This window comes from Stenotrophomonas sp. Marseille-Q5258 (assembly GCF_946900935.1).
Classification (GTDB): Bacteria; Pseudomonadota; Gammaproteobacteria; order Xanthomonadales; family Xanthomonadaceae; genus Stenotrophomonas; species Stenotrophomonas nematodicola.
The window spans coordinates 84,517-99,590 of the sequence record NZ_CAMPPN010000009.1 but is presented as its reverse complement, the minus strand read 5'-3'; the positions used below and the strand labels follow the sequence as shown (position 1 = coordinate 99,590).

The following is a 15,074-nucleotide window of genomic DNA, read 5'->3' as shown; positions in this document are numbered from 1 at the left end:
CGGCGTGGGTCTTCACAATGCTGACAACGCCGACGCAACGGCCTGCCGAGTAGACGATCATCGTGAAGCCCCGCCTGCCCCACACCCGCCGCGGCCGCATCCTGCTGCTGATCGCCTTCGTCGTCGTGATTGCCGCGATTGTGGCATGGTTCGCCCGCAAGCCTGCCGCCCCGGCCCTGGCGACCACGCCGGTCAGCCGTGGCGACATCGAGCAGACGGTGGAGGCCACCGGTGTGGTCGATGCCTACAAGCTGGTGAGTGTGGGTGCGCAGGCCTCCGGCCAGATCAAGTCGCTGAAGGTGCAGCTGGGCGATACCGTCAAGGAAGGCCAGCTGATCGCCGAGATCGACGCCACCACGCAGCAGAATCAGGTGCTCAACGCCGAAGCCGCACTGGACAACATCCGCGCCCAGCGCGCGGTACAGCAGGCCAGCCTGCGTGAGGCCGAACTGGAGTTCGCCCGTCAGCAGCAGATGCTCGCGGCCGAAGCCACCTCGCGTGCCGAGTACGACGCGGCCGACGCCAGGCTGAAGACCGCACGCGCGCAGATCCAGTCCTACGACGCGCAGATCAAGGGTCGCGAGACCGAACTGGGCACCGCCCGTGCCAACCTGGCCTACACCCGCATCACCGCGCCGATGGACGGCACCGTGGTGGCGGTGGTGGCCGAGGAAGGCCGTACCGTCAATGCCAACCAGACCGCGCCCACCATCGTGATGCTCGCGCGCCTGGATCTGGTCACGGTCAACGCCGAAATCTCCGAGGCGGACGTGGTCAAAATCAAGGCCGGCATGCCGGTGTACTTCACCACGCTGGGCGAGCCGGACCGCAAGTACCACGCCACGCTGCGCCAGATCAATCCGGCGCCGTCCTCCATCGCCAGCGACAATGCATCAAGCTCCAGTTCCTCCGGCTCCAGCTCGAGTACGGCGGTGTACTACAACGCCCTGTTCGACGTGGAGAACCCCGACGGCACGCTGCGCATCGACATGACCGCGCAGGTATCGGTGATGCTCAAGCAGGCCAAGGGCGTCCTCATGATCCCGGCGGTGGCGCTCGGCCCGAAGACCCGCGATGGCCAGTACGTGGTCCGCGTCGCCGACGCCGACGGCATGCCGGCGCCACGCAAGGTGCGGATCGGCATCAACAACGGCGCCAACGCCGAAGTGCTGTCCGGCCTGACCGAGGGCGAAAAGGTCATTGTCGGCGAGGGTGGCGCGGCGGCAGGGGGCAGCAGCGGCGGCGGCCGTGGTGGCCCGCAGATCCGGATGGGTGGGCCGGGCATGGGCGGGCCGCGCCGATGAGCGGTGCCCCGACCGGCGCGCAGCCCACGCGCGCCCCGCTGCTGCGACTGCGCGACCTTCGCCGCGAGTTTCCCGCCGGCGAAGACACCATCGCCGTGCTGCGCGACGTCAACCTGGACATCGATGCGGGCGAGATGGTCGCCATCGTCGGCCAGTCCGGGTCGGGCAAGTCCACGCTGATGAACATCCTCGGCTGCCTGGACCGGCCGACCCGCGGCAGCTACCAGGTGGCGGGCCGCGAAACCGGCAGCATGCTGCCGGACGAGCTGGCCGAGCTGCGCCGCGAGCATTTCGGCTTCATCTTCCAGCGCTACCACCTGCTGGGCGACCTCGATGCGCGCGGCAATGTCGCCGTGCCGGCGGTCTATGCCGGCAGCCCGGGGCCGGTGCGCACCGCGCGCGCCGAGCAGCTTCTGCAGCGCCTCGGTCTCGGCGACCGCATGCACCACAAGCCCGGCCAGCTGTCCGGCGGCCAGCAGCAGCGCGTGTCGATCGCGCGGGCGCTGATGAACGGCGGCGAGGTGATCCTGGCCGACGAACCGACCGGCGCGCTCGATACGCGCTCCGGCGAAGAGGTGATGGCGATCCTCGGCGAGCTGCATGCCGAAGGCCACACCATCATCATCGTCACCCACGACATGTCGGTGGCCGAACACGCGCAGCGCATCATCGAGATCCGCGACGGCGAGATCATCGCCGACCGCGCCAATGCGAACGCCCCCCGTTACCGCGCGCAGCGCCAGCCCACCGTGGATGCCGGCCGCGGCCACAGCTGGCGCGCCGCGCGCGACCGCTTCACCGAAGCGTTCCGGATGGCGCTGCTGGCAATGAACGCGCACCGGTTGCGCACCTTCCTGACCATGCTTGGCATCATCATCGGCATCGCCTCGGTGGTGTCGGTGGTGGCGCTGGGCAACGGCTCGCAGCAGCAGATCCTGCAGAACATCAGCGCGCTGGGCACCAATACCATCGACGTCTATCCCGGTCGCGGCTTCGGCGACATGCGCTCGGCCCGGGTGCAGACGCTCAAGGCCAGCGACGCCGATGCGCTGGCGCGGCAGAGCTACGTGGACAGTGCCACGCCCAGTGTGTCTTCCTCGGTCACCGCCCGGTACCGCAACCAGTCGGCCACCGCCCAGGTCAGCGGCGTGGGTGAGCAGTTCTTCCGGGTCAAGGGCGTGACCCTGGTTGCCGGCAGCTTCTTCGACCGCGATGCGGTACGCGGCCTTGCCCAGGTGGCGGTGATCGACGAAAACACCCGCACCCAGTTCTTCCCCAACGGCGAGGACCCGATCGGCCAGGTGATCCTGCTCGGCAACGTGCCGGCGCGCGTGGTCGGCGTCGCACAGCGGCAGAGCTTCGGCTTCGGTGGCAGCACCAGCCTGAGCGTGTGGGTGCCCTACACCACGGTGATGTCACGCATGCTTGGCCAGAGCCACGTCTCCAGCATCACCGTCCGGGTGGACGACAGCACGCCGATGGATGCCGCCCAGGCAGCCATTTCCAAGCTGCTGGTGATGCGCCACGGCACCGAGGACTTCTTCCTCAGCAACAGCGCCGAAATCCGCCAGACCATCGAGCAGACCACGCGCACCATGACCCTGCTGATCAGTGCCATCGCGGCGATCGCGCTGCTGGTGGGCGGCATCGGGGTGATGAACATCATGCTGGTGTCGGTCACCGAGCGCACCCGTGAAATCGGTGTACGCATGGCAGTGGGCGCGCGCCAGAGCGACATCCGCCAGCAGTTCCTGATCGAAGCGGTGCTGGTCTGCCTGCTCGGCGGCCTGCTTGGCGTGGGGCTGTCGCTGGTGGTGGGCTGGCTGTTCGGCAAGTTCGCCCCCGACTTCCAGATGCTGTTCTCGACCGCGTCCATCGTGGCCGCCTTCGCCTGCTCCAGCCTGATCGGCGTGGCGTTCGGCTTCCTGCCGGCCCGCAGTGCGGCACAACTCGACCCCGTGGAGGCGCTGGCGCGCGAATGACCATGTTCCCGATTCCCCTGATGTCCCGGCGTCCGCTGGCCCTGGCCTGCCTGTCCGCACTGGCGCTGTCTGCCTGTGTCAGCACCGGCCAGTACCGGGTCGACCCGCCGGCGGTGCCGGCCAGCTACGGTCGCGGCGATGCGGCGCGCAACGCGCCGGTGCAGGCTGTCGCCGTGTCACCGGCCGAGGCGGGTGCCGACGTGCGCCACGACGCCTGGTGGACCGGATTCGGCGATCCGCAGCTGGACGCGGTGATCGCCCGTGCCTTGGCCGCCAACACCGACCTGGCGTCTGCCGGGCTGGCCGTGCAGCGTGCGCGCCTGCAGGCCGGACTGGCCGACAACGCGCTGTGGCCGCAACCCTCGGGCAGCGTCGGCAGCAGCGGCAACCGCGCGATCGACCAGTCTGCGGACTGGAACCGCAGCAGTTCGGCCAGTGTCGGGCTGCAGTGGGAGGTTGATCTGTGGGGACGGCTGCGCGCCCAGCGCGACATCGCCCAGTGGGAAGCACAGGCCAGCGCCGAGGACCTGCAGAACACGGCGCTGCTGGTGATCGGCGATGTCGCCACGCAGTACTGGACGCTGGCCTTTCTCAACCAGTCCATCAGCGCCGGTGAGGCCAATCTGGCGCGCCTGCAGCGCACGCTGCAACTGGTGCAGGCCCGCTTCGATGCCGGTGCGGTGTCGCGGTTGGAAGTGCGCCAGGCCAGCCAGAGCCTGGAGGCGCAGCGCGCCGCACAGAGCGCGCTGGAACAGCAGCGCGTGGCCACCCGCAACGCGTTGACCGTGCTGCTCGATGGCCAGCCGTTGGCCCTGTCCGACGAACCCCGCCAGCTGGAGCGTGCCACCAGCCCGGCCATCGCCGAAGGCCTGCCGGCCGATCTGCTCGGTCGCCGGCCTGACCTGCGCGCGGCCGAACTGCGCCTGCGCAACAGCCTGAAGACCATCAAGGTGACCGCCACCCGGTACTACCCGGCGCTGAGCCTGACCGGCAGCGTCGGTAGCGGCGCCACCTCGCTGTCGGACGTGTTGAAGCATCCGGTGGCCACGCTCGGTGCCGGGCTGTCGCTGCCGTTCCTCAATGTGCGCCAGGCCGAGTTGGACACCCGATTGGCCGGTACCGATTACCAGATCGCCGCCAACGACTTCCGCCGCACGCTGTACACCGCACTGTCGGAAGTGGACAACGCCCTCTCGGCACGCACGCAGTTCGCCACGCAGGTCGCGGCGTCGCAGGCGTCGTATGACGAAGCGGTGGAAATCGAGCGGATGTACGAGGTGCGCTACCGGGTCGGTGCGACCGACCTGCGCACCTGGCTGGAAGCGCAGCAGACCCGGCGCGATGCGGAGCTGTCGCTGGCGTCGGTGAGGCAGCGGCAGTTGATCAACGATGTCACCTTGTTCAAGGCATTGGGCGGCAGCGCAGGCTGATGCCCGCCGCGCGTCCTCATGTAGCGCCGACCGTTGGGCGGCTGCCGCGCCGCGCGCGGCCGCGTCGAAACGGGCGGCGCGCAGGCGGATCGGATGTCACGACGCCGGAACGAAGGGCGGCCGACCAACGGTCGGCTCCACACCCCCGCCCGCGCGCGGCTTACAGACCGCGCTGGCGCACGGCCTCGAACAGGCTGACCCCGGTGGCGACGGAGACATTCAGGCTCTCGATGTCGCCCGGCATCGGGATCTTGACCAGGCCGTCGCAGTTCTCGCGGGTCAGGCGACGCAGACCATCGGCCTCACCGCCCAGCACCAGCGCCACGTTGCCCTTGAGGTCGATCGCATACAGCGATTCGGTGGCTTCGCCGGCCAGGCCGTAGATCCACACGCCCAGCTTCTGCAGGTCCTTCAGGCAGCGCGACAGGTTGGTCACGGCCACCACCGGGATGCGGTCGGCGGCACCGGCCGAGGTCTTGCGCACGGTGGCGTTCACCGTGGCCGACTTGTCCTTGGGGATGATCACCGCAGTGGCACCGGCCGCCGCTGCGCTGCGCAGGCAGGCACCGAGGTTGTGCGGGTCCTGCACCTCATCGAGGATCAGCAGCAGGGCCTTGCCCTCGGCCGCTTCGACCAGCCCTTCCAGCTCGTTCTCGCCCCAGGTGCGTGCAGCCTGGTAACGCGCGGCCACGCCCTGGTGACGCACCGACCCCCCCACGCCGTCCAGCGCCTGGGTGTTCACCTTGCGCACGTCGATGCCCTTGCGCCGCGCGTTCTCTTCGATCTCGGTCAGACGCGGGTTCTTCGCGCCGGCCTCGATCAGGACCTCGCGGACGTTCTCGGCATCGTTCTCAATCGAGGACGCGACGGCGTTGACGCCGACAATCCACTGGCTTTGCTTGCTCATTGCGGGGGGCGGGACCGGAAAGGGGGTGGTAATGGTAGAGCATCGGCGGCGCCCCCGCCTCACGCGGCGGGCGGAGGCCAGTCACCGGTGTCGTGGTCGGGATGCTGGTGGGAGACCAGGTGCTGCAGGTAGACCGCCTCCGGGTCGTCTTCGTCGCGGATGGCGCTGAGCCGGTCCAGGGCATCCACGAACGGCAGTTTGGCGTCGATACCGTACTGGACCGTGGGCGGCAGGCGCGCGGGCGTATCGAAGGCGCCTGCGGCGATCGCCATCCCGTTGGGGGCCTCGTAGGTCAGCGGGGTGCCGCAGTCCGCGCAGAATCCTCGCTTGACCAGATTGGAGGAGGCGAAGCGGCGCGGTTCCCCGCGCGTCCAGGCGAATGCCACCCCGCGCACCGAGACCAGGGGCGCGTAGTAGGCCCCGAACGCCTTCTGGCACATCCGGCAATGGCAGATCGAGCTGTCGGTCAGCTCACCGCGGACGTGAAAACGCACCGCACCGCATTGGCAGCCGCCGCTGTATTCGGGAAGGGTAGTCATGGGGCCCGTCCGTTCCGGGGTGACGGAGGGCCGGCCAGCGGCCGGCACTCCGGTTCAGTACGCCTGCTTCCGGCGCTTGGCCGGCTGGCCACGTGGCGGCAGCGCCGGGAGCTCGTCGTCCTTTTCCTCGACCAGACGGAAGTCGATCTTGCGCTCTTCCATGCTGGCCTTCAGTACCAGGATGCGGACCCGGTCACCCAGGCGGTAGGCCTTGCCCCGGCGCTCGCCGCTGAGGGTTTTGCGCACCGCATCGAACTGGTAGTAGTCATGCGGGAGCTGGGTGACGTGGACCAGGCCGTTGACCTTGGACTCGTCCAGTTCCACGAACAGCCCGAAGCTGGTCACGCCACTGATGACGCCGTCGAACTGGCCGCCCACGTGCTTCTCCATCCAGGCCGCCCGGTAACGCTCGTCGACCTCGCGCTCGGCCTCGTCGGCGCGGCGTTCGCGTTCGGAGCACTGCAGCGCCAGCGCCGCCATCTCGCGCGCGGAATAGGTGTACTTGTCGAGCGAACCGCCGCTGAGCGCGTACTTGATCGCACGGTGCACCAGCAGGTCGGGGTAGCGACGGATCGGCGAGGTGAAGTGCGCGTACGCGTCCAGCGCCAGGCCGAAGTGGCCCTGGTTGTCCGGCGAATACACCGCCAGGCTCTGGCTGCGCAGCAGCACCGATTCCAGCAGTGCCGCGTCGGGGCGCTCGCGCACCTTCTTGAGCAGCTTGGTGTAATCGCCCGGCTGCACCTTCGACCACGGCGGCAGGCTCAGCTTGAATTCCTTCAGGAACTCCAGCAGATCATCGTACTTGGCTTCCGGCGGCTTGGCGTGATCGCGGAACGGCGCCGGCACGTGCTTGCTGAGCAGGTAGCGCGCCGCCTGCACATTGGCCGCGATCATGCATTCTTCGATCAGCTTGTGCGCGTCGTTGCGCACCAGCATGCCGGCCTGGGTGACTTCACCGGTGTTGTCCAGCACGAAGCGCACTTCGGAGGACTCGAACTCGATCGCGCCACGGCGCGTGCGCGCCTTGGCCAGCACTTTGTACAGTTGGTGCAGACGCTCGACCTGCGGCAGCACCGCGGCGATCTGGTTGCGCACCGCCACGTCGTTCTCGCCTACCGCCTGCCAGACCTGGGTATAGGTCAGGCGCGCGTGCGAATTCATCACCGCCTCGTAGAAGCGCGAGTGGATCACCTCGCCCTCGCGGTTCACCTGCATGTCGCAGACGAAGCACATACGGTCGACCTTGGGCATCAGCGAACAGATGCCGTTGGAGAGGGTCTCCGGCAGCATCGGCACCACGAACCCCGGGAAGTACACCGAGGTGGCGCGCTTCTGCGCTTCGTCGTCGAGCGGCGTGCCCGGCCGCACGTAGTTGGACACGTCCGCGATCGCCACGACGAGACGGAAGCCCTCGGCATTCGGTTCGCAGTACACCGCGTCGTCGAAGTCCTTGGCATCTTCGCCATCGATGGTCACCAGCGGCGTGCTGCGCAGGTCGACGCGACCGCCGATCATCGACGGTTCCACCACCAGCGGCACGGCGGAGGCTTCGTTCAGCACCTCCTGCGGGAACTCGAACGGCAGCTCGTGGCCGTGGATGGCGGTTTCCACGATCAGCGAGGCGGTCAGCTTGTCACCAAGCACCGCGATGATGCGGCCGATCGGCGGGCGCCGGGTATCGGGCGCCTGGGTCAGTTCGCAGACGACCAGCTGGCCATCACGCGCATCGCCGGTCTGGTCCGGCGGAATCTGCACATTGCGCTGCACCCGCTTGTCATCGGGCACCACATAGCTGATGCCGAACTCGATGCTGAAACGGCCGATCAGGCGGGTCATGCCGCGCTCGAGCACGCGGGCGATGCTGCCTTCGCGACGGCCGCGGCGGTCGATGCCGGTGACGTTGGCGAGCACACGGTCCCCGTGCATCACCTTGCGCATTTCATACGGCGGCAGGAACAGGTCGTCGCCGCCCTCCACCGGACGCAGGAAGCCGAAGCCTTCCGGGTTGGCGATGACCACACCGGTGATCAGGTTGGTGGCCTGCACCGGCGCGAAGCCGCCGCGGCGGTTCTGCACCAGCTGGCCATCGCGCACCATCGCGCCCAGGCGCTTGCCCAGCGCGTCGGCCCGATCCGGTTCGGTCAGTCCCAGATGGACGCCAATCTCATCGGCGGTCTGCGGGCCATCGCAGCGGTCGAGCAGCTGCAGGATCGCCTCGCGGCTGGCGATGGGCTGGGCGTAACGCTCGGCCTCACGCGCGGCAAACGGGTCCTGCACGGTCATATCGCCCGCGCCCGGCAACGGGCGGCGGCGGGTGGCGTCCTTGGCGGCGGCGCGGGTACCGGGGCGCGGCGCGGCGGGCGCAGTCAGAGATTCGGGCATCCAAGGTGGCAGCTTGCCGGGCTTCTTCTTCGCGGCAGCGCGGGGCTTGCCCGACGGACCGGACGCCTGCTTGGGCGCCGGGGACTTGGGGGCTTTCGCGCCCCGGGTCGGTTTCTTTGGTTTCATTGGCCTCCATCTTAACCGCTGGCGGTGTGCAGAACCGGTCATGGCATGCGCACATGCAGCTTTGTGAAGAATTGTCGAAAAACCGTTGACAAGCGCCGATGGCATCTTCACAATTCGCCCCCTGAGTCGCCCAGGTGGCGGAATTGGTAGACGCACTAGCTTCAGGTGCTAGCGGGGGCAACTTCGTGGAGGTTCGAGTCCTCTCCTGGGCACCATGACTCAGACAATGATCAAACCCGCGCAAGCGGGTTTTTTCATGTCCGGGGTACGTCCGGCGCAGCCCGGGTGGATCAGGTGTCCGGGTCGTAGTAGCGGCGCGACAGCCCTGCCCGCCCCGGAAAGTGCTTGAACCAGGGCCGCGCGGCGTCGATCACCGCCGCCACAGGTGCATGCGCCATCAACCGCTCCACATAGGCGGACAGCGCGGTATGTGACGCAGGCAACGGCACGTAGGCCACTGCATAGAACAGCGCCGGCGCTGCGGCGCAATCGGCCAGGCTGAAGCTGTCGCCCGCCAACCACTGACGCCCACCCAACTGCCGGTCCAACACCGCATAGGTGTTCAGCAGCATCGCGCGGGCGGCGGCGTCCGCAGCTCCGCCTCCATCGCCCGACGGCTGCAGCAGGGCGGCAGTCAGTGCCTGCATCGGCGCCATCACGTACAGATCGCAGACCCGGTCCCAGAAGCGCACCTCCAGCGCCTGTGCCGGGTCCTGCGGAATCAGCAGTGCCCCTTGGGCGGCATGATGGCACTGCAGGTACTCGATGATGATGCTGGTCTCGCCGATGCACGTGTCCTGCTCCACCAGCAGCGGCATCTTGCCGAGTGGCCACAGCGTCCGGAACGCCTCGCGCTCGACCGGGTCGCCCAGGTTCAACAGCCGCGCATCCAGCGATGCGCCCAATACGCGCGCGGCGATCAGCACTTTCTGGCAGCACGATGACAGGGGATGAAAATGCAGGATCGGGTTCGGCATGGGAACGCCTTGCTGCAGGGTGGGGCCAGTATTTTCAGTGTCGGCTGCCCCGGTCAAGCCGCGCCCCACCCGCCAGCGCGACCGGGACCGGGACCGCACGGCGCGTCACAAAGCGTTGACAGTCTTCAACGGCTTCCGCATAATTCGCGTCCTGAGTCGCCCAGGTGGCGGAATTGGTAGACGCACTAGCTTCAGGTGCTAGCGGGGGCAACTCCGTGGAGGTTCGAGTCCTCTCCTGGGCACCATGACTCAGAACATGATCAAACCCGCGCAAGCGGGTTTTTTCGTTTCCGGCGTTCGATGACACCCGCTTCGCAGGACGCCTGCATCACGCGACATGCAACGCGATGTCGCGGCGACAAGCGAGCAATGCCACGTCGTGCGAAATGCTGTTGACACATTCCCGGTTCTCCCGCAGAATTCTCCTCCTGAGTCGCCCAGGTGGCGGAATTGGTAGACGCACTAGCTTCAGGTGCTAGCGGGGGCAACTTCGTGGAGGTTCGAGTCCTCTCCTGGGCACCATGACTCAGACAATGATCAAACCCGCGCAAGCGGGTTTTTTCATGCCTGCCGGTTTCTGCCGCCGCGCGTGGCTCGGCATAGAAAAAACCCCGCTCTTCAGCGGGGTTTTTTGTTTCATCAGGTCACGCCGTCAATGTCCGCCGGCAGAGGCCGCGCCGGCCCCTGCGCCGAACGGCGGCTTGGCCAGCCACAGGAACGCGATGATGGCCAGGAAGATCCAGCCCAGCAGGAAGAAGATGTCGTTGAAGCCCATCTGCGATGCCTGGTGGTTGATCATGGTGTTGAGCACGGCGGCGCCATGCTGCAGGTCGCCCTGCCCCATCGCGGTCACCTGGTCCTGCATGCCCGGCGTGTAGCCGGACACATGCTCGGTGAGGTGCGCATGGTGCTCCTGGGTGCGCCGCGCCCACAGCCACGTCGTCAACGACGCCGCGAAACTGCCGCCCAGCGTGCGCAGGAACGTGGCCAGGCCGGAACCGGCCGCGATCTCGCGCCCGTCCAGATCCGACAGCAGGATCTGCAGCACCGGCATGAAGAACAGCGCCACACCGATACCCATGATCAGCTGGATGCCGGCCACATGGCCGAAGTCCACCTGCAGGTTGAAACCCGAACGCAGGAAGCTGGTGAAAGACAGGAACACGAAGGCGATGGTGGCCAGCATGCGCATGTCGAACCGCGACGCGTACTTGCCCACGAACGGGGTCATGATCACCGGCAGCACGCCGATCGGCGCGGTCGCCAGGCCCGCCCAGATCGCCGTATAGCCCATGTCGCGCTGCAGCCACTGCGGGATCAGCAGTGCCACGCTGAAGAACGCGGCATAGGCCACCACCATCGCCAGCGTGCCGGCGCGGAAGTTGCGGTGCCGGAACAGGCGCAGATCCACGATGGGATCCTTGTCGGTCAGTTCCCAGATCAGGAACACCGCCAGGGCCACCACCGACACGCAGGCCAGCACCACGATCTTGCCCGAGCTGAACCAGTCCTCGTCGTTGCCGAGGTCCAGCACCAGCTGCAGCGCACCCACGCCGATGACCAGCGTGATCAGGCCGACGTAGTCCATCTTCGGCTTCTCGGTGTGCTCCGGCCGGCCCTTGAGCTGGTTGCCCACCACCAGCGCGGCGAAGATGCCCAGCGGCACGTTGATCAGGAAGATCCACTCCCAGCTGTAGTTGTCGGTGATCCAGCCGCCCAGGATCGGGCCGGCGATCGGCGCCACCACGGTGATCATCGCCAGCAGCGCCAGCGCCTGCCCGCGCTTCTCGCGCGGGTACAGGGACACCAGCAGGCTCTGGGTGATCGGGTACATCGGACCCGCCACAAAGCCCTGGATCGCACGCGACACGACCAGCATGCCCATGCTCTGCGCCAGGCCGCACAGCAGCGAGGCCAGCGTGAAGGCCAGCGTGGCCCAGACGAACAGTTTGGTCTCGCCGAAGCGACGGCTCAGAAAGCCGGTCAGCGGCAGCGCGATCGCGGTACTGACCGCGAACGAGGTGATCACCCACGTCGCCTGCTGCGAACTGGCGCCGAGGTTGCCGGCGATGGTCGGCAGCGACACGTTGGCGATGGTGGTGTCGAGCACCTGCATGAACGAGGCCATCGCCAGGCCGGCGGTACACAGGGCGACGTTGGCCGGCTTGAAGCCGGCGGTCGTCCCTGGCGCACCCGGCATACCGGGCGCGGCGGGAGCTTGTGCGGACATGATGGCCTCAGCTTGCCTTGGCCTGCTGCGGCAGGTTGCTCTGGATGATCTGGTGGATCACGTCGTCGGCGCTGTGCAGCTGCTTTGCGTAGACGTCGGTGTCGAACACCTGGCCCTTGGCGGTTTCGGTCGGCAGCACGGTGCCCTTCTGGTCGCGCAGGCTCACTTCAGCCTTGATCGACAGGCCGATGCGCAGCGGGTGCTCGGCCAGCTGCTTGGCGTCGATGGCGATGCGCACCGGCACGCGCTGCACGATCTTGATCCAGTTGCCGCTGGCGTTCTGCGCCGGCAGCAGCGAGAACGCCGAGCCGGTGCCCAGGCCCAGGCTGTCGATGCGGCCCTTGTAGGTCACATCACCGCCGTACAGATCCGAGCGCAGCTCCACTTCCTGGCCCAGGCGCATGTGGCGCAGCTGGGTCTCTTTGAAGTTGGCCTCCACCCACATCTGTTCGGTCGGCACCACGGCCATCAGCGCAGTGCCCGGCTGCACGCGCTGGCCGACCTGTACCGAACGACGGGCGACATAGCCGGCCACCGGCGCGACGATGCCGGCGCGGGCATTGTTGAGGTAGGCCTGGCGCAGCTGCGCGGCGGCCGCCTGCACGTCCGGCTGCGTGGCGATCACGGTGTCGTCAACGAGTGCGCTGCTGCGTTCGAAGGTCTCGCGCGAACCGGCGACGGCGGCTTCGGCAGCGGCCAGTTCGGTGCGGGCATGCGCCAGCTCTTCGTTGGAGATCGCACCGGTGGCGGCCAGGTTCCTGCGGCGATTGAAGTCCTCGCGCACACGATTGAGCGTGACCTGGCGGGCATTCAACTCGGCCTGCGCGCCCTCGACGCTGCGGTACAGGCCGCGCACCTGGCGGACCGTCCGGGCGAGGTTGGCTTCGGCCTGCTGCAGCGCCACTTCGGTGTCGGCCGGATCCAGCTGTACCAGCAGCTGGCCACGCGCCACGCGCATGCCGTCATCGGCGTTGATCGCCACGACGGTGCCGCTGATCAGCGGGGTGATCTGCACCTGGTTGCCCTGCACGTAGGCATCGTCGGTTTCCTCGAACCAGCGGCCGAACATGAAGTACCACAGGGCCAGCGCGGCCAGCAGCAGCACCACGATGACCAGCAGGCCGCGCAGCAGCTTGCCGCGACGGGAGGGAGCTGCGTTCTCGGCAGCGGGGGCGGAGGTCTGACTCATGGGATGACTCTCAGGAATGCGAGGATTCGGGGGTGGCGGCAACCGTGGCGGTGTCGCTGGACGGGATGAAACCGCCGCCCAGCGCCTGGCTCAGTCGCACCGAAACAAGGATCTGACGCGACTGCAGCTCGGCCAGGCGCTGCTGGGACACCAGCAGCTGCTCTTCCACGCTGAGTACGTCCAGGTAACTGCCGATGCCGGCGCGGTAGCGCTGTCCGGCCAGGTCGTGGGCGGCCCGCGCGGTGCTCACCGCCTGGGCCTGCGCGGCGGCCTGGTCGGCCAGCGAACGCACCGCATTGACCTGGTCGGCGACATCGCGCAGCGCGTTGACCACCGACTGGTTGTAATCGGCCACGGCCAGGTCGTACTGCGCGTCGGTCTTGTCCAGGTTGGCGCGCAGGCGGCCACCGTCGAAGATCGGCAGGCTCAGCGCCGGGCCCAGGAAGGCGAAGGTCGAACCGCTCTTGAGCAGTTGGTCGACCTCGCTGGACACCACCCCGCCGAGCGCGGTGAGGTCCAGGCTGGGATAGAACTGCGCCTTGGCCGCGTGGATCCCGCGCTGGGCTGCTTCCACGCGCCAGCGCGCGGCGACGATGTCCGGGCGACGGCCGAGCAGTTCGCTGGGCAGCACGCCCGGGAGCTGCAGCGCGAGCGGGTTGAGCACCTGCGGGCGTTCGATCTGCAGGCCGCGGTCCGGGCCCTGCCCGACCAGCGCGGCCAGCGCGGTGCGCGCTTCGTCGATCTGCTGCTGCGCGGCCTGCCGCTGCTGCTGCGCGGCCGGGATGCGGGCTTCGGCCTGGCGGGTCTGCAGGTCGCTGTCGATGCCGGCGGCGCGCCGCTGACGGGTCAGGTCCAGGGTCTTCTGCGCCCGTACCAGTTCTTCGCTGGCCACATCATGCAACTGCCATGCGTAGCCCAACTGCGCATACGCTTCGGCAATCGCCGCCGAGAGGTTCAGGCGCGCGGCCTGCGCGTCCACTGCGGCGGCGTGGCCGCTGTCCACGGCCGCTTCCCAGGCCGCGCGCTTGCCACCCCAGAGGTCGATGCCATAGCTGACGCTGAGGTAGGCCTGGCCACTGCCGGCATAGCTGCCGCCAAGCTCATCGCCCACCATCGATTCGGGCAGGCGCACACCGGTGTAGCCGCCGGAGGCGGACACGCTCGGCAGGCGGTCGGCACGGGCGGTGCCGATCTGGGCGCGGGCCTGGCGCAGGCGCGCATCGGCGGCGTCCAGACCCGGGTTGCGCTGCAGGCCTTCAGCGATCAGGGCGTCGAGCTGGGGGTCGCCCAGCGCACGCCACCAGTCGGTGGACGGCCAGCCCGGCTGGCTCAGCCCGGGGTTGGCCAGGGTGCGCTGGGTCTGCAGGCTGTCGGCGTCGAGCAGCATGGCCTTGGGTTCCAGGCCGCCGGTGCTGGCACACGCGGCCAGCGCCAGCGCCAGCACGGACAGCAGCACCGGCCGCAGCGGGCGCAGTGACGAGGGGCGATCAGAGGGGAGAGTCATGGCGAATTGAGGGAGTCACGTACACGGGTCATGAGGGAATGCAGCTGCGCGCGCTCGTCCTGGGACAGGTCGCGCATGGCGTCGTTCATCGTCTGGTCGCCGCGCTGCTTCAGCCGGGCCCACAACTGGCGGCCTTCGTCGGTCAACACGATCTGCAGCGCCCGACGGTCCTGGGCATGCGGCTCGCGCCGCACGCAGCCCATCGCTTCGAGCTTGTCCAGCAGCCGGGTAACGGCGCTGGGCACCTGGTCCAGGGCCTGGGCCAGTTCGTTGGCGGTGCACGGCGCGCGCGCCGAGAGCACCTTCAGGCCCAGGTAGTGGGTGAACCCGATGCCGAGGTTTTCTTCGGCCATCGACGTGTCCAGCTGACGGACCAGGCCGTCGCGCACCTGGCGCAACAGCAGTCCGAAGCTGGGAGGCGTGGTTTCGGGACAGATCATGGTGAGCATTCTCTTCCAAAAATTATATTTCTCAATGGAAATATTCGATCTGGAACCAAATGCT

General features: G+C 68.0%; 11 protein-coding genes and 3 tRNA genes. 6 read left to right on the top strand and 8 right to left on the bottom strand.

Annotation, left to right across the window (positions count from 1 at the left end; all coding sequences use genetic code 11):
- Positions 1-62: 62 nt before the first annotated feature.
- Genes OC534_RS07270 through OC534_RS07260 form a run of 3 tightly spaced genes read left to right on the top strand, consistent with a single transcriptional unit; the run spans position 63 to position 4,716 of the window.
- Positions 63-1,304: an efflux RND transporter periplasmic adaptor subunit gene (locus OC534_RS07270; RefSeq protein ID WP_262071619.1), complete on the top strand. Its 1,242-nt coding sequence runs from the start codon at positions 63-65 to the stop codon at positions 1,302-1,304.
- A complete protein-coding gene (locus OC534_RS07265) occupies positions 1,301-3,286 on the top strand; it encodes a MacB family efflux pump subunit (protein ID WP_136004219.1) in 1,986 nt (661 codons plus the stop codon). The genes OC534_RS07270 and OC534_RS07265 overlap by 4 nt, the downstream gene beginning before the upstream one ends.
- A 2-nt stretch (positions 3,287-3,288) precedes the next feature.
- Positions 3,289-4,716 (top strand): TolC family protein, encoded by a 1,428-nt coding sequence (locus OC534_RS07260; protein ID WP_262071618.1) that lies wholly within the window; start codon positions 3,289-3,291, stop codon positions 4,714-4,716.
- Positions 4,717-4,876: 160 nt separating this feature from the next.
- Here the strand turns inward: OC534_RS07260 and rlmB are convergent, their stop codons facing one another.
- From rlmB to rnr, 3 genes are read right to left on the bottom strand one after another with little or no spacing between them, the layout of a single operon-like run.
- Positions 4,877-5,623 (bottom strand): 23S rRNA (guanosine(2251)-2'-O)-methyltransferase RlmB, encoded by a 747-nt coding sequence (gene rlmB / locus OC534_RS07255; RefSeq protein WP_017357418.1) that lies wholly within the window; start codon positions 5,621-5,623, stop codon positions 4,877-4,879.
- 59 nt (positions 5,624-5,682) lie between these two features.
- Positions 5,683-6,162: a GFA family protein gene (locus OC534_RS07250; protein WP_017357417.1), complete on the bottom strand. Its 480-nt coding sequence runs from the start codon at positions 6,160-6,162 to the stop codon at positions 5,683-5,685.
- Positions 6,163-6,216: 54 nt separating this feature from the next.
- Positions 6,217-8,670 carry a ribonuclease R gene (gene rnr / locus OC534_RS07245; RefSeq protein WP_262071617.1) on the bottom strand — a complete coding sequence of 818 codons (2,454 nt, stop codon included), beginning with the start codon at positions 8,668-8,670 and terminating at the stop codon, positions 6,217-6,219.
- 128 nt (positions 8,671-8,798) lie between these two features.
- Between rnr and OC534_RS07240 the strand changes: the two genes are divergently transcribed.
- Positions 8,799-8,885: transfer RNA gene (locus OC534_RS07240), tRNA-Leu, on the top strand.
- Between the two features lie 75 nt (positions 8,886-8,960).
- On the opposite strand, the gene OC534_RS07235 is transcribed toward OC534_RS07240, so the two are convergent.
- The gene (locus OC534_RS07235; RefSeq protein WP_166472795.1) at positions 8,961-9,647 is read right to left on the bottom strand and encodes a glutathione S-transferase family protein; all 687 of its coding nucleotides are present in this window, start codon (positions 9,645-9,647) and stop codon (positions 8,961-8,963) included.
- Positions 9,648-9,805: 158 nt separating this feature from the next.
- On the opposite strand from OC534_RS07235, the gene OC534_RS07230 reads away from it, so the two are divergent.
- Together OC534_RS07230 and OC534_RS07225 are read left to right on the top strand one after the other, a co-directional pair.
- Positions 9,806-9,892, top strand: a tRNA-Leu gene (locus OC534_RS07230).
- 190 nt (positions 9,893-10,082) lie between these two features.
- A tRNA-Leu gene (locus OC534_RS07225) sits at positions 10,083-10,169 on the top strand.
- 130 nt (positions 10,170-10,299) lie between these two features.
- On the opposite strand, the gene OC534_RS07220 is transcribed toward OC534_RS07225, so the two are convergent.
- Genes OC534_RS07220 through OC534_RS07205 form a run of 4 tightly spaced genes read right to left on the bottom strand, consistent with a single transcriptional unit; the run spans position 10,300 to position 15,010 of the window.
- On the bottom strand, positions 10,300-11,877 hold the full coding sequence (locus tag OC534_RS07220; RefSeq protein WP_017355817.1) for a DHA2 family efflux MFS transporter permease subunit: 1,578 nt from the start codon (positions 11,875-11,877) through the stop codon (positions 10,300-10,302).
- A gap of 7 nt (positions 11,878-11,884) precedes the next feature.
- On the bottom strand, positions 11,885-13,066 hold the full coding sequence (emrA, locus tag OC534_RS07215; RefSeq protein ID WP_017355816.1) for a multidrug efflux MFS transporter periplasmic adaptor subunit EmrA: 1,182 nt from the start codon (positions 13,064-13,066) through the stop codon (positions 11,885-11,887).
- Positions 13,067-13,076: 10 nt separating this feature from the next.
- A complete protein-coding gene (locus OC534_RS07210) occupies positions 13,077-14,570 on the bottom strand; it encodes an efflux transporter outer membrane subunit (RefSeq protein WP_262071616.1) in 1,494 nt (497 codons plus the stop codon).
- Positions 14,567-15,010, bottom strand: a complete 444-nt coding sequence (locus tag OC534_RS07205; protein ID WP_026070989.1) for a MarR family transcriptional regulator — start codon at positions 15,008-15,010, stop codon at positions 14,567-14,569. The genes OC534_RS07210 and OC534_RS07205 overlap by 4 nt, the downstream gene beginning before the upstream one ends.
- Between the last annotated feature and the right edge of the window lie 64 nt (positions 15,011-15,074).